The organism is Pseudomonas sp. A0308 (genome assembly GCF_044218815.1).
In the GTDB taxonomy this organism is placed as follows: Bacteria; Pseudomonadota; Gammaproteobacteria; order Pseudomonadales; family Pseudomonadaceae; genus Aquipseudomonas; species Aquipseudomonas iridis.
The window spans coordinates 3003658-3021654 of the sequence record NZ_CP162581.1 but is presented as its reverse complement, the minus strand read 5'-3'; the positions used below and the strand labels follow the sequence as shown (position 1 = coordinate 3021654).

Annotated in this window: 24 protein-coding genes and 1 pseudogene; 10 read left to right on the top strand and 15 right to left on the bottom strand. The window is 57.6% G+C overall.

All coding sequences use genetic code 11. The features are described 5' to 3' along the window. Positions 1–4 precede the first annotated feature (4 nt). Together aguA and AB4P92_RS13975 are read left to right on the top strand one after the other, a co-directional pair. Positions 5–1111: an agmatine deiminase gene (aguA, locus tag AB4P92_RS13980; RefSeq protein ID WP_042557164.1), complete on the top strand. Its 1107-nt coding sequence runs from the start codon at positions 5–7 to the stop codon at positions 1109–1111. A gap of 245 nt (positions 1112–1356) precedes the next feature. Continuing rightward, positions 1357–1569: a hypothetical protein gene (locus AB4P92_RS13975; RefSeq protein WP_042557165.1), complete on the top strand. Its 213-nt coding sequence runs from the start codon at positions 1357–1359 to the stop codon at positions 1567–1569. 123 nt (positions 1570–1692) lie between these two features. On the opposite strand, the gene AB4P92_RS13970 is transcribed toward AB4P92_RS13975, so the two are convergent. Continuing rightward, positions 1693–3786 (bottom strand): TonB-dependent receptor, encoded by a 2094-nt coding sequence (locus AB4P92_RS13970; protein ID WP_395599589.1) that lies wholly within the window; start codon positions 3784–3786, stop codon positions 1693–1695. A 256-nt stretch (positions 3787–4042) separates the two neighbouring features. Here AB4P92_RS13970 and AB4P92_RS13965 point away from each other — a divergent pair, with 256 nt between their 5' ends. The 6 genes from AB4P92_RS13965 to AB4P92_RS13940 all read left to right on the top strand — a co-directional run bounded on the left by AB4P92_RS13965 (position 4043) and on the right by AB4P92_RS13940 (position 8758). Beyond that, positions 4043–4711 carry a DsbA family protein gene (locus tag AB4P92_RS13965; protein ID WP_042557167.1) on the top strand — a complete coding sequence of 223 codons (669 nt, stop codon included), beginning with the start codon at positions 4043–4045 and terminating at the stop codon, positions 4709–4711. A 297-nt stretch (positions 4712–5008) separates the two neighbouring features. After that, positions 5009–6313: an OprD family porin gene (locus AB4P92_RS13960; protein WP_042557168.1), complete on the top strand. Its 1305-nt coding sequence runs from the start codon at positions 5009–5011 to the stop codon at positions 6311–6313. A 232-nt stretch (positions 6314–6545) separates the two neighbouring features. Continuing rightward, the gene (locus AB4P92_RS13955; RefSeq protein ID WP_042557169.1) at positions 6546–7292 is read left to right on the top strand and encodes a 2OG-Fe dioxygenase family protein; all 747 of its coding nucleotides are present in this window, start codon (positions 6546–6548) and stop codon (positions 7290–7292) included. Positions 7293–7371: 79 nt separating this feature from the next. Continuing rightward, complete coding sequence (locus tag AB4P92_RS13950; RefSeq protein WP_042557170.1) at positions 7372–7749, top strand: GNAT family N-acetyltransferase; 378 nt, start codon at positions 7372–7374, stop codon at positions 7747–7749. After that, positions 7746–8462 (top strand): AzlC family ABC transporter permease, encoded by a 717-nt coding sequence (locus tag AB4P92_RS13945; RefSeq protein ID WP_042557171.1) that lies wholly within the window; start codon positions 7746–7748, stop codon positions 8460–8462. Before AB4P92_RS13950 ends, AB4P92_RS13945 begins: the two co-directional genes overlap by 4 nt. After that, positions 8441–8758: an AzlD domain-containing protein gene (locus tag AB4P92_RS13940; RefSeq protein WP_047299318.1), complete on the top strand. Its 318-nt coding sequence runs from the start codon at positions 8441–8443 to the stop codon at positions 8756–8758. Before AB4P92_RS13945 ends, AB4P92_RS13940 begins: the two co-directional genes overlap by 22 nt. On the opposite strand, the gene AB4P92_RS13935 is transcribed toward AB4P92_RS13940, so the two are convergent. Continuing rightward, positions 8675–9601: a LysR family transcriptional regulator gene (locus AB4P92_RS13935; protein ID WP_042557173.1), complete on the bottom strand. Its 927-nt coding sequence runs from the start codon at positions 9599–9601 to the stop codon at positions 8675–8677. The genes AB4P92_RS13940 and AB4P92_RS13935 overlap by 84 nt on opposite strands. Positions 9602–9934: 333 nt before the next feature. Between AB4P92_RS13935 and AB4P92_RS13930 the strand changes: the two genes are divergently transcribed. Then, positions 9935–10345: an MbcA/ParS/Xre antitoxin family protein gene (locus AB4P92_RS13930; protein ID WP_042557176.1), complete on the top strand. Its 411-nt coding sequence runs from the start codon at positions 9935–9937 to the stop codon at positions 10343–10345. Then, positions 10342–11022 carry an RES family NAD+ phosphorylase gene (locus tag AB4P92_RS13925; RefSeq protein WP_395599588.1) on the top strand — a complete coding sequence of 227 codons (681 nt, stop codon included), beginning with the start codon at positions 10342–10344 and terminating at the stop codon, positions 11020–11022. The genes AB4P92_RS13930 and AB4P92_RS13925 overlap by 4 nt, the downstream gene beginning before the upstream one ends. Positions 11023–11066: 44 nt before the next feature. Here the strand turns inward: AB4P92_RS13925 and AB4P92_RS13920 are convergent. The 13 genes and pseudogenes from AB4P92_RS13920 to AB4P92_RS13860 form a co-directional block, all read right to left on the bottom strand. Next, positions 11067–11192 (bottom strand): annotated as a pseudogene (locus AB4P92_RS13920) (hypothetical protein); the annotation flags it as partial. Positions 11193–11527: 335 nt separating this feature from the next. Next, entirely contained in the window at positions 11528–12676 is a 1149-nt protein-coding gene (xerC, locus tag AB4P92_RS13915) for a tyrosine recombinase XerC (RefSeq protein ID WP_395599587.1), read from the bottom strand. Then, complete coding sequence (locus AB4P92_RS13910) at positions 12673–12879, bottom strand: hypothetical protein (protein WP_395599586.1); 207 nt, start codon at positions 12877–12879, stop codon at positions 12673–12675. The genes xerC and AB4P92_RS13910 overlap by 4 nt, the downstream gene beginning before the upstream one ends. Beyond that, positions 12876–13262: a hypothetical protein gene (locus AB4P92_RS13905; RefSeq protein ID WP_395599585.1), complete on the bottom strand. Its 387-nt coding sequence runs from the start codon at positions 13260–13262 to the stop codon at positions 12876–12878. The genes AB4P92_RS13910 and AB4P92_RS13905 overlap by 4 nt, the downstream gene beginning before the upstream one ends. Beyond that, the gene (locus tag AB4P92_RS13900) at positions 13255–13950 is read right to left on the bottom strand and encodes a hypothetical protein (RefSeq protein ID WP_395599584.1); all 696 of its coding nucleotides are present in this window, start codon (positions 13948–13950) and stop codon (positions 13255–13257) included. Before AB4P92_RS13900 ends, AB4P92_RS13905 begins: the two co-directional genes overlap by 8 nt. After that, a complete protein-coding gene (locus tag AB4P92_RS13895; protein WP_395599583.1) occupies positions 13934–14713 on the bottom strand; it encodes a hypothetical protein in 780 nt (259 codons plus the stop codon). The genes AB4P92_RS13900 and AB4P92_RS13895 overlap by 17 nt, the downstream gene beginning before the upstream one ends. A gap of 189 nt (positions 14714–14902) precedes the next feature. Continuing rightward, entirely contained in the window at positions 14903–15181 is a 279-nt protein-coding gene (locus tag AB4P92_RS13890; RefSeq protein ID WP_395599582.1) for a hypothetical protein, read from the bottom strand. After that, positions 15169–15885, bottom strand: a complete 717-nt coding sequence (locus AB4P92_RS13885; RefSeq protein ID WP_395599581.1) for a hypothetical protein — start codon at positions 15883–15885, stop codon at positions 15169–15171. The genes AB4P92_RS13890 and AB4P92_RS13885 overlap by 13 nt, the downstream gene beginning before the upstream one ends. A 44-nt stretch (positions 15886–15929) precedes the next feature. Continuing rightward, positions 15930–16091 (bottom strand): hypothetical protein, encoded by a 162-nt coding sequence (locus AB4P92_RS13880; RefSeq protein WP_395599580.1) that lies wholly within the window; start codon positions 16089–16091, stop codon positions 15930–15932. 2 nt (positions 16092–16093) lie between these two features. Continuing rightward, positions 16094–16528: a tellurite resistance TerB family protein gene (locus AB4P92_RS13875; RefSeq protein ID WP_395599579.1), complete on the bottom strand. Its 435-nt coding sequence runs from the start codon at positions 16526–16528 to the stop codon at positions 16094–16096. Between the two features lie 139 nt (positions 16529–16667). Next, a complete protein-coding gene (locus AB4P92_RS13870) occupies positions 16668–17198 on the bottom strand; it encodes a Rha family transcriptional regulator (RefSeq protein ID WP_395599578.1) in 531 nt (176 codons plus the stop codon). 77 nt (positions 17199–17275) lie between these two features. Then, positions 17276–17551 (bottom strand): hypothetical protein, encoded by a 276-nt coding sequence (locus AB4P92_RS13865; RefSeq protein WP_395599577.1) that lies wholly within the window; start codon positions 17549–17551, stop codon positions 17276–17278. 43 nt (positions 17552–17594) lie between these two features. Further along, positions 17595–17969 carry a LuxR C-terminal-related transcriptional regulator gene (locus AB4P92_RS13860; RefSeq protein ID WP_395599576.1) on the bottom strand — a complete coding sequence of 125 codons (375 nt, stop codon included), beginning with the start codon at positions 17967–17969 and terminating at the stop codon, positions 17595–17597. Positions 17970–17997: the final 28 nt, after the last annotated feature.

Here is a 17997-nt window from a genome sequence, read left to right as displayed (position 1 = left end):
CCCGATGACCACATTGAAAAGTACCCCACGCGCCGACGGCTTCCATATGCCGGCCGAGTGGGCGCCACAAACCCAGACCTGGATGATCTGGCCCGAGCGCCCGGACAACTGGCGTCTGGGCGGCAAACCGGCGCAGGCCGCACACGCGGCGGTGGCCAAAGCCATCGCCCGTTTCGAGCCAGTGACCGTTGCCGTGTCCGCCGGCCAGTACGAAAACGCCCGCGCGCGCCTCGACGTGCCGAATATCCGCGTGGTCGAGATGTCCAGCGATGACGCCTGGGTACGCGACAGCGGCCCGACATTCGTTATCAATAACAACGGCGAAGTGCGCGGTGTGAACTGGGACTTCAACGCCTGGGGCGGCTTCGACGGTGGTCTGTACGCGCCGTGGAATCGCGATTCGCAGGTTGGCGGCAAGATCCTCGAGATCGAGCGCAGCCCGCGCTATCGCACTGAAGGTTTTGTGCTTGAAGGCGGCTCGATTCACGTCGATGGCGAAGGCACGTTGATCACCACCGAAGAATGCCTGCTCAACCGCAATCGCAACCCGCATCTGGGGCGCGAAGAGATCGAAGCGGTGCTGAGCGACAATCTGGCTGTGGATAAAATCATTTGGCTGCCGGACGGTTTGTTCAACGACGAAACCGACGGCCATGTGGATAACTTCTGCTGCTACGTGCGTCCGGGTGAAGTGTTGCTGGCGTGGACCGATGATCCACAAGACCCGAACTACCCGCGCTGCCAGGCGGCAATGAACGTGCTGCAAAACAGCACTGATGCCAAGGGTCGCCCGTTCACGGTGCACAAGATGCCGATTCCGGGGCCGCTTTATGCGACCGAAGAAGAGTGCGCTGGCGTCGATCCGGTGGATGGCTCGCAGGAGCGTAATCCGAGCGTGCGTCTGGCCGGTTCCTACGTGAACTTCCTGATCGTCAACGGCGGCATCATCGCCCCGAGCTTCGACGATCCAATGGATGCCCCGGCCCGTGAAATTCTGCAGAACCTGTTTCCGCAGCACGAAGTGGTGATGGTGCCGGGCCGCGAACTGTTACTGGGTGGCGGCAATATTCACTGCCTTACCCAACAGCAGCCAGCGCCGCACAAAGAGTGAGTTGAGTCGTAACAGCTTGAGCTGATTAACAAATCAGCCGAGCAATGATTAGTTCGCTATGTGCGCAAAGAGGCCCGCAGCCCGACAGGACTGCGGGCCTCTTTGTATCCGCTTGTCGACAAATCGCAAACCTTGGCACAGCTCTTGTATTTGTACCGGTGCACTAGGGAGGGAGGGGAACTTCAACAGTTCTGTCATAAACCTTGGATAACGTAGCCGCTCACGAACGGGGAGAGAGCGCTGAAATGAACGCCGAAGTGAACGTAGTCAGCGAGCGGACGTTGCATCCCATGGCCGTAAACGGCGAATCGCTCCAGATGGTCGCGCACTTTTTGAGGTCCAATGGAACGCGTCAGATCAGGGTACCTGATCCGCGCCGGATGATGATCGAGCGCTATCCCGCTGACCTTTTCAGCGAGGACGAACTGGAAGCGTTGTGGGCTGTGATGGAAGGATAAGAAAAACAACAGGGATTGGTGAAAGCGCTGCCGGGATGGCGGCGCTTTTTTTTGCACGGTTATTTTGTACATACCCATTCAATGTGGGAGCGAGCAGGCTCGTTCCTACAGGGTTCAAGGTGATTAGAAGGAATAGGTCCCCGTCATCACCACGCTACGCGGCGCCCCCGGCATGATCTGCGCGGCGCTGGTCGCCGAAGCGTAATACTCGCGATCGGTGATGTTGTTCAACGCCGTACGCAAATCCCAGTCCTTGAAGCGATAACCGACCAGCGCATCCCAACGGCCATAGCCCGGCAGCACGGTGGTGTTGGCGTTATCGGCATAACGCTGGCCGACCAGGGTCAGGCCGGTTTCGCCGTACCAGCCCATCTCCGGTTTCCAGGTCAGGAACAGACTGCCGTTGTGCTTGGCGACGTTGTTGATGCGCTTGCCTGCCAGGCCGTTGTTGTCCTTCTCGATCTTCGCATCCTGCATACCGACGCCACCGCGCACGTACCAGTTGCCGACGATGTTGCCGGTAGCAGTCAGTTCGATCCCGCGCGAGCGTTGCAGACCGGACATCACCGTCAGGGTCGGATCATTGGGATCGGTGGTGCGACGGTTGTAGAGCTCCAGGTCATAGATCGCCAGCGTTGTGCTGAGGCGATCATCGAGCCAGTCGCTCTTCACGCCGATTTCTTTCTGCTTGGTCAGTTCGGGGCTCAGGTCGTTGGTGTTGCCGGCCGCCCCCGGCGTGATGCCGATCAGGCCACCGCCCACTGGCGAGAAGGTCTTCGACCACGACGCGTAGAAGGAGTGATTCTGCAGCGGCGTCCAGACCAGGCCCACGCGCGGGCTGGTGCTGTGGCTGTCGCGATCTTCGGTCATGTTGCGCAGCTTGTTGGTCGACTCGATATCAAACGTGTCGTAGCGCAATCCGCCAAGCAATTGCCATTGATCGTTCAGACGCAGTTGATCCTGCACGAAGAGCGCACGGCTTTCGACTTCGGTGTGGCTGCTGCTGGAGACCTGCATGGCGCCGGTGTGACGCAGATCGCGGTTCGGGTTGAACAGGTCGAGCGCTGGCACCGGCTGCGCGCCTGGCGTTCTGCCGGTGGCGGCGTTGTACAACGTCGGATCGCGGCGCTGGCTGCCGATTTCGATACCGGTCAGCAAACGATGCTCAAGGCCAAACGTATCGAAACCACCCTCCAGTTCGACGGTGTTGTAGACGTTGCGGGTGGTCAGATCCTGCTGCCAGTGCTGGCGCGTGACCTTGTTGGTCGCGGGCGTGTAACCGGTGAGGTAGGTGTTGTCGAAATCGCTGTCGAGCTTGAATACGCCGAGGGTCTGGCGCAGTTGCCAGTTGTCATTGATTTCGTAAGTGAGTCTGGAGCGCAGCGATTGCGACTTGTCGTCGATGAAGTCGTGATCGTTGCCGTAGGTCGTGTCGCGACCGACATCGGCCGGCCGGCCATTCGCGCCCGGAATACCGCGATCGGGGGTGCGGTTGTAGCGGCTGTATTCGTACTGCACCAGCCAGTTCAGGTCGGGCGTCAGTTGCCAGCTCATCGAGGGTGCGAACAGTTGGCGGTTACCGCTGACGCCATCGCGAAAGCTGTTTTCATCCATGTTGCCCATGTTCAGGCGCAGGCTGATGTTCTCACTCGGGTCGGTGCTGAGGTCGGCGTACAGGCTGCGCAGATCTTCGCTACCGCCCTGTGCTTCGATGGTCGAGCGGCGGCCGGCCTCAGGCGCTTTGCTCACGCGGTTGACGATCCCGCCTTGGCTGCCGCGGCCGTACAACACGGCCGCTGGGCCTTTGAGCACTTCGACGCGTTCGATATTGTGCAAGTCGCGCTTGTATTGGCTGTCGTCGCGAATGCCGTCCAGATAGAAGTCGTTGCTGGCGTCGAAGCCGCGGATACGCAAACTGTCGAAGCGGGTGTCGGCGCTGCTGCTGACGTTGGGCATGCCACTCAGGGCATCGCCGATGTTGTTGGTACCGTAATTGGCGACATTCGAAGTTTTGATCGAATCAATGGCCTGGGGCACATAACGCACCGGGGTCGAGGTGCGGGTCGCGGTGTTGCTGATCTTTACCCGCGGATCATCGGCTTGCGTTTCAGCGCTGATGGCGGTGGCGGGTAATTCGGTCGCGGAGTAGGCAAAACCGCTGGACAGAAAGGCAGAAAGCCCAAGGGTGACGGGCGTGAGACGGAACGGGGCAGGCATTGAAAAGCGCATCCGGAAGGTTGGGAAGAATCAAACGCGTGAATGGTAATGCTTTGCATTTGCTTCCGTTAATTATTCCTGAAAAGTTCCCTTGCGTGATTGTTTCAATTTGTGTCGGTCTCGATACAACCTGACCGTTCGGACAATTCGCCCGATTCACGAAACAGTCTGAAAGCCATTCCGGCGTTTTTCCGCATTGGCTTGAGTACTAGTCTGCCGGCATGAACTTTTCCCACATTTATGCCGGAGTTTTCTGATGATCCTTCACTACATTTACGACCCATTGTGCGGTTGGTGTTATGGCGCCAAACCGCTGGTGGAAGCGGCGCAACTCGTGCTGCCGGTGAGTGCTCATGCGGGCGGGATGATGAGCGGCGCCAACCGCCAAAGCGTTTCACCGCAGTTGCGCAATTACGTCATGCCCCACGATCGGCGCATTGCCGAATACACCGGGCAGCCTTTTGGCGAAGCGTATTTCGACGGCTTGCTGCGCGATCACACGGCCGTCTTTGACTCGACACCACCGATCGCTGCCGTTTTGGCGGCAGAGGCAATCGACGGCCGTGGTCTGGAAGTGCTCGGGCGTTTGCAGGCTGCGCATTACCTGGAAGGGCGGCGGATTGCTGATGAATCTGTCCTTCTGGAGCTCGCAAGCGACTTGGGCTACGCCGAGGAAATCTTTCAGCCCGCGTTTAAATCCGTGGATACCGAGCAACATATAAAAGCCAGTCGCGCACTGCTGGCTCAGTTGGGCGGGCAGGGATTCCCGACGCTCGCGCTGGAACATGACGGCCACTACACGCTTATCGATATCAGCCCTTGGCTGGGCAAGCCGCAGGCCTTTGCCGATTGGTTAGGTCAGGCGATTCGCAGCGATGGTACTGGAGAGTCTTCTGCGTTTTGTGGTCTTGACGGTTGTGCTTGAAGCGCGCGGGATTCACTGGCTTAACGCATTTCCGTGCAAGGAGTGAGCGGGAAATTTACGTTTCTTAGACGATTTTCGCCTATTTAAAGACGATTCTTGAAATTGACACAATGTTAAGGGCGCGGCTACGATTCGGCCCAACGCCTGTGGCCAACCGCCATGACTCAAAAATAATAAGAAGGCCCGCCACGACTTTGTCGTGGGCGGGCCTTTTTGTTTCGGGGTGAAAAAAGAGCGCAATAGCGCCGTTTCAGCCGTTCGACACAGCGCGTTTCAACCCGAAATAAGGAAAATAAAATGTTGAACAAGCGAATCAGCCTGATCGCTCTGGGGATGTTGAGCGCTACACAGGCCATGGCTAACGACCAGGCCGAATCCAAGGGTTTTCAAGAAGACAGCAGCCTCAAAGTACTGCTGCGTAATGCCTACATCAATCGTGATTACAAAGACGGTAACGACGATAAAGCCGAGTGGGGCCAAGCGGCCATCGGTACGTTCTCGTCCGGTTTCACCCAAGGCACCATTGGTGTCGGCGTGGACGCTTTCGGTCTGTACGCACTGCGTCTGGATGGCGGCAAGGGCCGTAGCGGCGCCGGTGGTATCGACTTCTTCAAGCAAGAAAATGACGGTCGCGCGAACCATGACATAGCGAAGGCCGGCGCGGCGGTGAAATTCCGCTTCTCCAACACCGTGCTGACCTACGGCGACCAGATGCCGGCCCTGCCGGTGCTGAACTACGACAACTCCCGCCTGCTGCCGGAAAGCTACACCGGTACCTTGATCACTTCCAGAGAGATCAAAGGCCTGGAACTGAACGCCGGTCGTTTCACCGCCGAATCGCGCAAGAGCGATGAAGGCCGTGACAGCGGTGGTCTGAAGTCGATCAACGTTTTAGGCGGTAGCTACCAGTTCACAGAGCACTTCAAAGGTGCGCTGTACGCTTCCGACGTTGAAGACGTATTGAAGAAACAATACGTGAACGCCAACTACGTGTTGCCGTTCAACAAGGATCAGTCGCTGACCCTGGACTTCAACGGCTATCGCACCAAACTGGATAGCTCCTACGTTCGCGAAAACACCGTTCCGGGCAAAAGCATCGTTACTGGTCAGGACAACAAGATCTGGAGCCTGGCAGCGACTTTCGCCACTGGCCCGCACTCGTTCACCGTGGCGCACCAGCGCTCCACCGGCGACAGCAACCTGGGCTACGCCTACGGCGGCTATCAGAAGGATCAACAACGCGTTGGCGACGGTGGCAACACCATCTACCTGGCCAACTCCTACTGGTCCGACTTCAACGCTGAAGACGAACGCAGCTGGCAGCTGGGTTACGGTCTGGACTTCGGCGCATTCGGCGTACCGGGTCTGAGCTACAACTTCGCTTACGTGCGTGGCGACAACATCACCACGTCCACCAGCGAAGGCGGCACCGAGCGCGAAATCTTCAACCAGTTCAAGTACGTCGTGCAAAGTGGCCCGGCCAAAGACCTGAGCGTGAAACTGCGCAGCTCGATCCTGCGTGTTTCGCAGAAATCCAGCGAGTACAACGTCAGCGGCAACGAGCTGCGTGTATTCGTGGACTACCCGATCAACATCTTCTGATGACCGATCAGGTGTAAAAAGTTTGAAAAAAACCCCGACTGTTTCGGGGTTTTTTTTCGACGGTTTTTTAGTAAAAACCGGAAAAAACCCGTGTTTTTGTCATGTAAAAGTTGTTTTTCAGTCGCTTCAAACCCCGTTTCAAACAACGCTTTAAATGCCTGAAATTCTTTCTCATGGACGCAAATTCTGCACCTAATAGATTAGGCCGCTCAATGCAGCGGAGAATTTGGTAATGATCGTTTTGAATAGAGAAGTGGGCGAATCGCTACGGCGCGACAAATACGTCAACGTCCAGGGTGGTGACTTCAATCTCTACGGTCATTTCGCCGACTTCGTCAGACTGACCAAAAGTTGGGAAAACATGGAGCCTGACAGTTACTACGGTCAGGCCGAAGCCGGCATGCGCTTCCGTCGTTACAGCGATTTTGAGTACAACCCCAAGACTCGCGAACTGAAACAGCTCGAACATCGCGCGTACGTGCAGTCCAAGGAAAACAACGCCTATGTCGGCGGTCTGGTCCGGCACTTCCAGGACTTTTCCGATGAGGTGATTTCGTCGCCGGTGATGCGCAGCCTGATCGACACCGACTTTGAGGTGTACAAAAGCGTGTTGCCGGAAGAGCTGCACGATGAAATCTGGCAGTGCCAGATCCATCAAATTCGCATCGAGATCAAACCCGGCAAACAGCTGGAAATTACCCCCGAAGGGATTCATTGCGACGGTTATCCGTTCAGCGGCGTGCACTTCTGGGGCCGCAACAATGTCGAGGGTGCAGAGAGTCGTTTGTACGACATCCACGAGCATCAACTGGCGTCGACCACTTACCAGGAAATTCTCGATACCACCTACTTCCTCGACCGCGACATGCGCCACTACGTGACCCCGGCGCGCAACTCGCACACCCATGCCATGGCGTACCGGCAGATTCTGGCGATTTCCTTCTCGCGGCCCGGGACCGCTTTCGACATTGTTCGCTAATCAGATCACCCCAATCGACGGCGTCGAGTGCTCGACGCCGGTGCTGCTGCGGCGCGCCACGGCCAAGGATGCGCAGCGCATGGAGCGCTTCTTCCGCCAGTTCGACGAAGTGTCCTTCTGCGAATGGCAGGACGCCAAGTGCCTGCGCGGCGTATTGATCCAGAAAACCACCACGGCCTTTCTGGCCTTCGACGTGGCCGGCGAGATCGTAGGAGCGGTGCTGGGCGGGATGCTCGGCAGTCGCGGTACGATCAATCATCTGGCGGTCAGTCCGCTCTATCGCAGCCAGGGCGTCGGTCAACGTCTGGTTGAAGCGGCATCGTGCGACATGAAACGTGTCGGCGTGTTGCGGATGTTTCTGTTCGTCGACGATGCTAACCTCGCGGGCAAGCGTTTTTGGGCTGCCCAGGGTTTTTGCGAGCCTCACGGCGAACGGACATTTGAGAGGGATCTATGAATGAAACGTCCGGCAGTGCGCCGCTGATGGTCAACCATCAGCCGTCGCGTACATTTGCCGAAGCCAGCCCGGTGGTCGCCGGGTATTTCACGGTGGCGTTCGTGTTCGGCTTGATGGCCGTCAATGCGGGCCTGCCAATTTGGCTGCCCGTGGCGATGTGCTTGTTCGTGTATGCCGGCGCTTCGCAATTTGCTGCTTTGGCGCTGATCTCCAGCGGTGCTTCGCTGACCACCATTGTGCTGACCACATTCCTGATCAATGCGCGGCACATGTTGATGTCGGTGTACATGGCAAAAGCCCTGCGTGCGTTAGGGCTCAGTCGCATGGAGCGATGGTGCTACGCCGGTGGCCTGACCGACGAATCCTTTGCTTTCCACAGCGTAAAACTCGGCACCGGCGCGCCGGTCAACGTGCGTTATCTGATTGGCTTCAACCTGTTCTGCCACACCTCGTGGGTGCTCGGTGGCCTGCTCGGCGCGGTCTGTGCCCAGTACGCGGCGCACTTGATCAAATATCAGCTCGATTACGCACTGACGGCGATGATGCTCTACGTGCTGGTTTCGCTGTGCAACACCCGCAACAAACTCATCGCCGCCGCGGCTGCTGTGGTTTGCATGGGAGCACTGAGCCTGGTCGGCAGCTCGCCGTTTAATGTGTTTATCGCCACGTTTGTGGGCTGCGGAGTGGGTGTATGCCTGACCAAACGTTCCTGATTCTGGTGGTCGCGCTGATGATGGCCGTGACCTTCCTGCCACGGGCATTGCCCTTGCAGATCAACACCGATCACTGGCCGCCGTTTATCGCGCGCGCGCTGGAATACCTGCCAGTGGCGATCGTGGCTGCGATCAGCCTGACTCCCTTGTTGATCAAGGATCAGCACATACAGCTCGACCGCCCGGAGTTCTATGCTGCGATTCCGACGTTGTTATGTGCGTATTTCAGCAAAAACCTCTTTCTCAGTGTGGCGGTTGGGACGGCTGCGTACATTGCGCTCGGCTCGTTCATGTAACGGCAGATCGACCACGTCGCTCAATGCCTGGTTCGACAGGTCCGGGTTGTTGATCGCCAGCCGCACCTCAAGGAAGTCCTCGAAACCGGGGAAGATCGTCAGGCCGTTCTTCTGCGCGGCCTCGCGGGAGACCATGCCTACTGCATCCATCTGCGTGATCAGCGATAGCGTAAGGGTCTCGCTGCAGGAATAGACCATGCGTTGACCGTTCTCGTGATTGCCCAGCCCGGCGTCGAGAAAGCGCAAGAAGCTGTGGGAATACGGACAATCTTCCGCAGGACGCACCTGAAACTTGTTGCCCAGCAACGTCAGCGGATCATTCTCCTGCCCACAATGCGCGCCGACCACCTGCACCTGTACATCCGGCAGGACAATGCTTGGCAAACCCGGACGCTGCGGGCCGATCAGCACCCCGAGGTCAAAGTCTTCATTTTTCAGCTTGCTGAGGTTTTCCATCGACTCGGCGTAGCTGAATTCCATCTGATAATCGGGAAACACCTCAATCAGGCGTCCGATCATTCGCCGATTGAAGTCAGGCGACAACGTGTTGTTCAACGCAACCTTCAACGTGCGTTGCCCCGGCACTTTGAGCGCCTCGACTTTTTCTTCCATCTGTCGCGTGGCAATCAGCACTCTGTCCATATAAGGCGTCAGCTCGGTGCCTTGCGGCGTCAGCGTCAGCCCTTTGTTGGAGCGACGAAACAAGCGGAAACCGAACTGCTCTTCGACCTTGTTCAACTGCGCGGCCAATGCCTGCACGGTCAGGCACGAATGCTCGGCTGCGGCCGACAACGAGCCGGTCTGCACGATGCGCATGAGGTTGCGTAAGGTTCTGCTATCCATGGGTAATGCCCTCTGAAGTGGGCTGGGTATTGTTGTTTACGAGACGACCGGTCCGGCGTCATATGCCGGCTATATTCCTGCACCTGAGCATAGTTGTCGCGGGTTTAGTAGCGAATTGATGTCCCCGCCGATGGCTGGAGGCTGACACAGGATCGGGGTTTTTGATGACTCGGGGGTGATTAGGGTCAAAAAATACTCACTGGAAATAAAAATTCGCGGCGTTTTTAACATTCTTGATAGAGGAGTGAAAAAATACGTGTACGGATTAAATGAGAGCAAAAATCCGTATCTGTACTAGTCTTGAAGTCATGTCAGCTATCAATGGAGGCGGTCATGCCCACCTCAACCCCAGCCCTCAACCCGCGCGAACAACTCGACGCCCCCGAAGCAGGCCGCGTCGCGCTGAAGTTTTTCTTCAACCTCATGGAGCGCTGGGGCTGCAACGCCGAGCAGCAACGCACATTGCTCGGCGGTGTCGGCAACACCACGTTCTACAAGTACAAACACCTGCCGCCAAACGTTCGCCTACCCCACGACACCCTTGAGCGCATCTCCTACCTGATGGGCATTCACAAGGCGTTGAGCATCATCTTCAGCAACAGCCGCGAACGCGCTTATACGTGGGTCAGCAGCCCGAACACTGCCGCGCCGTTTAATGGGCAAACCGCTCTGGACTACATGTTGGCCGGACGCGTGGTCGATATCGCCGATGTACGACGCTATCTCGATGGAGTGCGCGGTTGAGCGCGCCAGCGCTGGCTGATCCGCATTGGCCGCGTGCCTACCGGATCGTTAACAGCAGCTTCCCGCCAATTGCGCTGTTCGAAGACGTGCTCGACCCCGAAGACCTGGAAATTGCCTACGCCCTCGAAGCGCTGACCAACGATCGTCTGATCGCCCAGGCGGGAGTCCTTGATCGGGTGCGCCCGGAAGACCGGCTCTCAGGCCCCGGATCGACCCCGGTGATGGCTGCGTTCACGCACATCGGCAAAAGCAGCCGCTTCACCGACGGCACCTTCGGCGTTTACTACGCCGCCAGCAGCCAGGCCGCGGCTATCGCCGAAACCTGCTATCACCAGGAACGCTTTCTCGCAACCACCAACGAAGCAGACCTCGAATTGACCATGCGCACCTACGTCAACCGAGTCGTCAAACCGCTGCACGACATTCGCCATGACTATCCGAACCTGCACAATCCTGATCCCGATGCCTACGGTCCTTCTCAGGCATTTGCCCGGCAGCTACGTGAGGCCCAATCCTGGGGTTTGCTTTACAACAGCGTTCGCTTAGCCGGACACGAATGCGTCGCCGCGTTCCGGCCACCGGCAGTTTCGATTCCCAAGCAGGGCAAACATCTGAGATATGTTTGGAGCGCGAGCCAGAGGAGAATTTCGTTTGTGTTGGAGATCAGTCAGGTCTGAAACGCGTGAAGCCCTCGTATCTACGAGGGCTTCACGCGGGTGATTTACATCAACGGCTTACCTGGCGGCGCGTCCATTACTTTCACCACATCATCGATTAGCGCCCTGCTCAATTCTTGTGAATATTGCGAGGCATAAGCGTGAGGGCAAGGATCGCGAGAGACTGAAGAGTCCGCAGTGAGGGTCTATTGTTACTGAAGACGGTGCGCCAAAAATATAAACACGCCAGAAACAACAAAGCCCCTGCATTTCTGCAGGGGCTTCGTTTTGTATGGTGCCGGCACCAGGAGTCGAACCCGGGACCTACTGATTACAAGTCAGACCGCTTAGTCAGTATTGATCTAGCTCCTAGCCGTTCTTTTGTACGCTTGTTATATGGGTTTAACCCATATTTTGCTGGCAAGATCGCCTTTGATGTACGCGGAAAAGACTGGGGTTTTGACCAGCGTTTCTCTACCTTTCGCCTGTGGATAACTCAGCGAGCTGTTTCAGATTAATCAGTTGCTCACTCTGCCGAAGGGTTCACTGTTGGCACGCTCATGTCATAGACGTCCATCATGGATTCGTCTTTGTGCCCAGAGGCTTGTTGCTTGTCCGCCCGGGTGCCCACCGTGTCGGTGATGCCCTTGCGCTTGAAGTCGTGCATCCCGAAACGCTGCTCCTCCGTGAGGACTCCCTTGTCGATCGCCTGGACTATCAGCCGCTGGAAGGCTGTATCAAGACCGGACTTCGACAACTGCCGGCCGGTGGCGGAGATTATCAGGAAGCGCTGGTCTGCTCGGATCGGAACTGGCACGCGCTTGCGCTCCCATGTTTCCGACCTCACGGATTTGGCCGCGTCCCATGCCGCGCGGAGTCGAGGCGTCCAGCGGACGATATTGTCCCGGCTGCCTTTGCGGCGGTTGGTGAGCACGCCTTCGGCAAGTTCATTCTCGTCGGTGAGCGTGATCGTCTCGATACCGCGCAGCCGGCATAGATAGCCGATCTCCATCACGTACCACAGGTAAGGTGAGCATGCGCCAGGCTGGCCGCTCCCGAGCAGGCCTTGATGCTTTGCGAATTTAATCAGATTGACCATGACCGTATCGTCGGGCAGGCGGCGCTGCTTGCGTTCTTTCGGCGACTCGATGCCCTTCGCCGGGTTGTCTTTCACGAACCCTCGGTTACGGCCCCACTGCATCACGCGGCGCAGATAGCGCAGGGCGTGAGCGGCTTTTGATGGCTTACCCTCTTGGGCGATCTTGTCGATGATCCGCTGCACCAGGGCGGGCGTGAACTTGAGCACCGCCAGTTCGCCAAGGGGCTTGCCCAGCTTTGTGGGAAACGCCAGAAGGACATCGCGGGAGTAGACGTAGTCATCATGGGTTTTGGGACTGAGGACTTTGAACTGGTCGCTCTTGTGGAATTCGTCGCACAGATACTGGAGGCTGTCGCGGTCTACGCCGTTGCGCTCCTCGATGAGTCGGTGCAATTCTGAAAGCGTCACATTGCCCGCGCACAGGTTTTGCCGCTGTCTGCGGCCGGCCTCATTGAAATACAGGATGTACCAGCACCCCGCGCCGCGGTGGTCGAAATACACCGATCGCGGCAGAGCCGCCTGGTCAATATGCCCAGGGATGTTCGGGTTGTGCTGGCGCTTCCTTCCTCGCTTCATACGATATCCGCGTCATACTTTTCTTGATCGATCGGCTTGAGCCCGCCAGCCTGATTAACTAGGTCGACAGTAGTCCAAGGCCCTTTCCTTCCCGGGAATATCCTTATCCCTTCTCCGCGCAACATCCTCTCGACATCAGCGCGCCGCGTATAGCCGGTGATCCGCTGCAACTCCTCGAACTCAAGAACTCTAGCTGCGCTCATATCTGTCCGCCTCCAGGTCGCGACACGATTTCATCGTTCGCGTTTTGTGTCGCGACATTGCCGCGCGTCACTCGGGCCGGAAACGCTTCACCCTCCCACTTTCCTGGCGCGCCACGAATAGTGGAGCGGTCGACGTATTGGTGCGGCCGTTTGCTGTTGAACGCCTCGTTGCAGGCCTCGAAACGTTGCGCCTCGCTCTCGATGGCGATCAATGCCTGGCCAATCATTGAGCCGACCTGGACCCAACCGGACTTGTCGCGCCCGAAGTTCTCGGTCTTGAACAGCCGATAGCGGTTCCGGTGCCTGGTGGTTGGAGACGACGATTCGGTGTTCATGAAAAACTGAACGCCGTCCTTCTTGGCATGGAAAACTGTCTTAGCCATTGTTCTTCTCCACCTTCCGCTCAATTACCCGGCTGGTGCCGTCCGGACTGTGCACAACCAGCGAAGCGCTCTTGCGCGCCATGGTGCCGTCGGGCTGCAGGTGGTAACTCGGTACGCCATGGAAGGGACCACCGGGTGCGAACGGGTCAGGCATCGCTGCGCGATTCTCCACCATGGCTTTCATCATCATTTCGAGGAAAACGAAAAACAGCGGGCCCTCCTTTGAGTCGGCAGGGCGCCTGCCGGATTGCTGGCTGGCGCTTTCTTCAAGACCGGATACGAAAGCAATTGCGGATATCGCACGGCCCATGTCGTCTGCGTACTTGACCACGTCGGCGCGGTGCACCGGATTGACCTCCAGCAGATCGCAGATGCCATCGAAGCCGTACTGCTTCGTCAGGGCGGCGTCGTTCTCATAGAGCCAGGAGCCTATTTCCATCAGGCCAGCCCTGTATGACTCGCGCGCCTCATCCCGGACTGCCTTGACCTTGGCCAGCCGGTCCTTGGTAAAGGGAAGGCCAGCTTTGGCTTTTGCAACTTCCTCGCGAAAGAAAGCGCGGGTCAGATTGCGCTCTGTGTGCGCGTTGCGAGCGAGGCGCCGAGCCAGGATCAATTGGCTTCGCATTGTCAGGTGCGGTAGATCCAAGAGCTGGTTCAGGCGCAGGGAGTGTTCAGGCTTCATTTGCATGGCGCGCCTCCATCGGATGATCATCGATGTAGGCGTCGATGGCGGCATCCAGCAGCTCATCGGAGCCTTCTGCGGAAGCGATGATGTCCGGCCTCGGCAGCTCGACAACTATCGTCTGTCCGCGCTCGGAGGTGTAGCCACACGCAAGGGCTCTCGCCATGCGATAGCGACCGGCATCCAGCAAAAGGCTCTCAACCCGCGAATCCTCGACGTAGTGGTATGGCTGACCGTCAATATCGAGCGTGCAACCCATCCGGTCGTTTGCCAGGGCGAACAGATATGGCGCGTCCTCGGTATCGGGCCCGGTTGAGAAGTCGTCATGCTTCGCGCGAAGCCTGCTTAGCTCTCCGGCAATTTTTGCCCGGTTCGTCCCGATAAGCTCAGCATCAGCCCGCAGCCTGGAGTTCACCGCCCTTAGTTCGTCGGCCAGACCATCTAAGCCCTTGATGGTCGCGTCCCTTGCATCAATCCCGTCGATGCTATGGCGCGGGTCTATCTCAAGACGCTTTGACAGTTCCTCGATCGCGGCAATCAACCCCAGCACTACCGTTGGATTCGCGGCTGCGATGTACGCTGCGTTTGCTCGGCACCCGTCGTCGCTGACCAGGCAGTTGGCTATAGCCTTAGCGACTCGGCCTCCGCGCTCATGTGCAACGTAGCTATAGAGGAGATTGCCGTGTTCGTTGTGGTAGTCCCCATCCCCGACCCACTTACCCTGGGTAGCGGCAGTCGCCAGCCTTTTCAGATCATCGTGGTTATTCATCGTCACGATCCCCGCTATCTGCCACAGCCCTCAGCTTCAACGCGATACCGCAGGAGCTGGCCAAGCTCATCAATTGCCCGACGGTGGTGTCAGGGTTTTGGAGTGCTTGACCGAAACGGATCAGGCGATCCCCTAGCTTGCTAAGGTCATTCCCTATGTGCAGCCTTGTCCCGGCTGCCGTATTGACGGTCATAGCTGGAACCCCTTTTTCGTTGGGAGCGGGGTGGCGGTCAACGACCCGTTTTCTGCACCGTAACTGGCCTGAGAGGCCCGGCCCGCCTCGTCTTCTGGGGTGGCGGTGGTGGTGGCCTGCTGTAGGAGCGAGTCCGGCAGGCAGCTGATGCCGGTGTTGTTCAAGATCCAGCAGGTGACGCCGCGCTGGCTGTCGTGCTGGACGCTGATGACCTGCTCGCTGGCGCTGACCTGGCCAACGATTAGCAGGATGGCGATTGCGATCAGTCCGCGCATGAATGCATCTCCTCAAGGCGAGCAAGGCGAATCCCGTTATCGATTTCGGTATCCAGCTCAGCGCCGAAGAAGCATTTTTCCTCGCGTGCTGCGCAGAGATCGGTGTCCATGTCTTGCACCCTGCGACGGTCACGCAGAAACTCATAGCGCTTGGCGTTCTGCACCGTGCGAATCCATTCATCAATATTCGTGGCGCGCACTTCGCAATACGGTGTTTCGGCAACTACTGGATTTTCCGTATTTAAACTACCGGAATCGCGGTAGTTAGCAGTTCCGGTGGATAACAGATCGGGCCCCAGCATTCGCTCCAGACGCTGCTTGAACGTCACGAGTACGCGGATGGCCTGGCCTGCTGCTTCATCCGCTTCTGCCGGATCCGATCCGTCGTTGATAGCTTCCTGGCGGATGATGTCGGCCACTTCCAAATACATCTTTGGGATATGCGACAGGACGCGGGTCAAGGCCGGCAGATGATCTTGGTCGTGCAGAACGACTCCGCGGCGCATTGCCGACTCGGCGAGGACAATCTGATTTTCCAGGCACTCGGAGTGAGCGATCTTGTCCCCACACGACACGCCCGAGACGACCGCGCCGGAGCGCCCGACCTGGACAGTGCAGCCTGGCTTAAGGAAAGGGACCAGATCCCCAATGTGCTCGCCTTCGCGGGCCTTCAACACGACAGTAAGCTCGGTTGTAACGTGCATTGAATGTTCTCCGTGGTGGCGCTGACCGCCACCCTTGAGATTGATTATTTGGACTTGCGGACCATCAGCACGATCAACAGCAGGGCGACCAGCACCAGGTCACCCACCATTGAAAAGATGCGGCTGGCCGAGTCGACGAAGACAACGCCACCAGCAAGCCCGAAGGCTGCCAGCGAACGAGCTTTCCGCCCGAGTGCGGCCAACATGGTTACAGGTGGTCTTTCAGGTTGAGGCCGAGCAGTTTTGCGCTGCGCTCGAGGGCGGTCATTTCTGCCGGCTCGATCTCGCCGTCAGCCTCGGCGACGGTCAGCATGACGTTGAGGACGGTCAGCGCTTCAGCCGGGGAGTGCGCCAGATCGCCCAGTTCTTTCTCGGCGTTCTGCCGCAGGATTCGAGCACCTGACTTGAAGTCGGTCTTGGCGCGGTCGATGGTGTTGGACAGCTCCGCGCCAAAGCCCTGGAGCGCGGGGTTGTTGCTGAGGATGGTTTCGACCTTGGCCAGCTCGCTATCCTCCAGCTCGCCGTCAGCAGCGGCCACGTAGATGCTGCCGTAGACGACCGCTTCCATCAGATCGCGGTTGGCCAACTTCGCAACTACTGCGCGTGCTTGGCCGGTTTTCTTGCCGAATATTTTGCCGAACATAGGTATTTCCTTTTGGGTTGGTGGGTGAATCTTTTTTCAGGCAAGCCGGTGGCGTGCCACATAAGTTGGCGTTGTTTAAGAATTTCAGTATTTCGTGAGAGGTTTAGCCGTTTGAAACCGCTTAACCCTCTGTAGCTATTTAATGAAGTTGCAGGATGTGTTGCCCGTCGTGGTCAATTGCCATCAACTTACCCTCGATCATCGGCTTCTTAAGTTGCCAGCGCCGCATAGTCTTTCCGGCGAAACTCGCCAAGCCTTTCTCTTGCTGATATTCAGCCATCAAATGGTTGCGGCGCTGCTCATATGAAAGGTTGCGGGTCTTCAGTTCTTCGGCCATCCAGTTGAACGCCTCGATGAAAGCCTCTTTCCAGACTCCCGCCTTCGCACCAGTAAGCCCCATAACCAGAAACATGAATCCGTCTTTGGACATATTAAAGCTGCGGCTTTTGATGGGTTCGCCACCGCTCGGGTTTTCACGCCAGATGACCGTCTCCTGAAAATTGAGGAGACGGAACTTATCCGAACACTTAAGCCTGTCGATGGATTGGAGAACATTGTCATGGCGCTTGCCAAACTTCATCCCAACCTTTAGCGAGTCCGTTGTTGGCTTCCCCTCTTGGGGCTGCACCATCTGACGATAATCATCTTCAGTCAAAATCAGATCGGTCATGCTATTTGTCTCCGCTATATGGGGTCGTGAAACGCGACCTCCTGTCGCTGGCATTGCCACTGTTCTGATGAGCTCGATCAGCAGTAACCGTCTGCCGTTCTGGCCTGGACGATCCGGCTGACCTGATCGGCAGTGAACACCAGCGCTTCCTGGTAGCCGCTCGATGCCGTCCTCGCGCGCTTAGGCTCAACACCCAGGCGCAGCACGTAGCGTCTTGCTGCGCTCCGGTCCATTTTGATCTTGTCAGCCAACTCTTTGAGTGTGGTCAGCTTCGCTGGAGCGCGCTCAACAGGAAGGCTTGGCGCGGTCGGCTGATGCGTTTCGGAACTGATCGCGATAGTCAGATTGATCAAGGTTAGATCCCGCCTCTAAAGTTCATGGATGGCTCGCCGCTGATTAAGCGATTGCGTAGCCTTCTGCCCGCCGAACAGTCAGACGAATTTCGGCGCGGCGCTCGCCGGGCTTGCGGATACGGCTCAAAGGGTTATCGCTGGTAGCGGACTGGCCGACAAGAATCGCGCAGAGCGCGATCAGTAGCGGGCTGATGAGTTGCCGTTTAAAAGCTTCAAGCACAAGGGCTCGAATGCTCGAAACGCCGATTTTGAATTTTGCGCTCATCAAGCGCTTGGTGACGGTGTCCGGGGAAATTTTCATCTTTTGTGCGACCTGCTTCACGGTCAGGTTATTTGCACAATGCAATACAGCCTCCAGCTCACGCTGGGAGAACTTTTCTCCGTATGCGCCTTTCCAGTTGCCGATTACGATATCCATGCCCCCATCCCCTGCGCCGCGGTGTTGA

What these genes read in the sequence shown, in the direction of transcription:
- AB4P92_RS13880 (WP_395599580.1), bottom strand. Translation starts at nt 16,091, where the DNA reads ATGTTGGCCGCACTCGGGCGGAAAGCTCGTTCGCTGGCAGCCTTCGGG.
- AB4P92_RS13870 (WP_395599578.1), bottom strand. Translation starts at nt 17,198, where the DNA reads ATGACCGATCTGATTTTGACTGAAGATGATTATCGTCAGATGGTGCAG.
- xerC (WP_395599587.1), bottom strand. Translation starts at nt 12,676, where the DNA reads ATGAAGCGAGGAAGGAAGCGCCAGCACAACCCGAACATCCCTGGGCAT.
- AB4P92_RS13905 (WP_395599585.1), bottom strand. Translation starts at nt 13,262, where the DNA reads ATGGCTAAGACAGTTTTCCATGCCAAGAAGGACGGCGTTCAGTTTTTC.
- AB4P92_RS13955 (WP_042557169.1), top strand. Translation starts at nt 6,546, where the DNA reads ATGATCGTTTTGAATAGAGAAGTGGGCGAATCGCTACGGCGCGACAAA.
- AB4P92_RS13940 (WP_047299318.1), top strand. Translation starts at nt 8,441, where the DNA reads ATGCCTGACCAAACGTTCCTGATTCTGGTGGTCGCGCTGATGATGGCC.
- AB4P92_RS13960 (WP_042557168.1), top strand. Translation starts at nt 5,009, where the DNA reads ATGTTGAACAAGCGAATCAGCCTGATCGCTCTGGGGATGTTGAGCGCT.
- AB4P92_RS13875 (WP_395599579.1), bottom strand. Translation starts at nt 16,528, where the DNA reads ATGTTCGGCAAAATATTCGGCAAGAAAACCGGCCAAGCACGCGCAGTA.
- AB4P92_RS13885 (WP_395599581.1), bottom strand. Translation starts at nt 15,885, where the DNA reads ATGCACGTTACAACCGAGCTTACTGTCGTGTTGAAGGCCCGCGAAGGC.
- AB4P92_RS13860 (WP_395599576.1), bottom strand. Translation starts at nt 17,969, where the DNA reads ATGGATATCGTAATCGGCAACTGGAAAGGCGCATACGGAGAAAAGTTC.
- AB4P92_RS13950 (WP_042557170.1), top strand. Translation starts at nt 7,372, where the DNA reads ATGGAGCGCTTCTTCCGCCAGTTCGACGAAGTGTCCTTCTGCGAATGG.
- aguA (WP_042557164.1), top strand. Translation starts at nt 5, where the DNA reads ATGACCACATTGAAAAGTACCCCACGCGCCGACGGCTTCCATATGCCG.
- AB4P92_RS13895 (WP_395599583.1), bottom strand. Translation starts at nt 14,713, where the DNA reads ATGAATAACCACGATGATCTGAAAAGGCTGGCGACTGCCGCTACCCAG.
- AB4P92_RS13890 (WP_395599582.1), bottom strand. Translation starts at nt 15,181, where the DNA reads ATGCGCGGACTGATCGCAATCGCCATCCTGCTAATCGTTGGCCAGGTC.
- AB4P92_RS13900 (WP_395599584.1), bottom strand. Translation starts at nt 13,950, where the DNA reads ATGCAAATGAAGCCTGAACACTCCCTGCGCCTGAACCAGCTCTTGGAT.
- AB4P92_RS13970 (WP_395599589.1), bottom strand. Translation starts at nt 3,786, where the DNA reads ATGCCTGCCCCGTTCCGTCTCACGCCCGTCACCCTTGGGCTTTCTGCC.
- AB4P92_RS13975 (WP_042557165.1), top strand. Translation starts at nt 1,357, where the DNA reads ATGAACGCCGAAGTGAACGTAGTCAGCGAGCGGACGTTGCATCCCATG.
- AB4P92_RS13910 (WP_395599586.1), bottom strand. Translation starts at nt 12,879, where the DNA reads ATGAGCGCAGCTAGAGTTCTTGAGTTCGAGGAGTTGCAGCGGATCACC.
- AB4P92_RS13935 (WP_042557173.1), bottom strand. Translation starts at nt 9,601, where the DNA reads ATGGATAGCAGAACCTTACGCAACCTCATGCGCATCGTGCAGACCGGC.
- AB4P92_RS13965 (WP_042557167.1), top strand. Translation starts at nt 4,043, where the DNA reads ATGATCCTTCACTACATTTACGACCCATTGTGCGGTTGGTGTTATGGC.
- AB4P92_RS13945 (WP_042557171.1), top strand. Translation starts at nt 7,746, where the DNA reads ATGAATGAAACGTCCGGCAGTGCGCCGCTGATGGTCAACCATCAGCCG.
- AB4P92_RS13930 (WP_042557176.1), top strand. Translation starts at nt 9,935, where the DNA reads ATGCCCACCTCAACCCCAGCCCTCAACCCGCGCGAACAACTCGACGCC.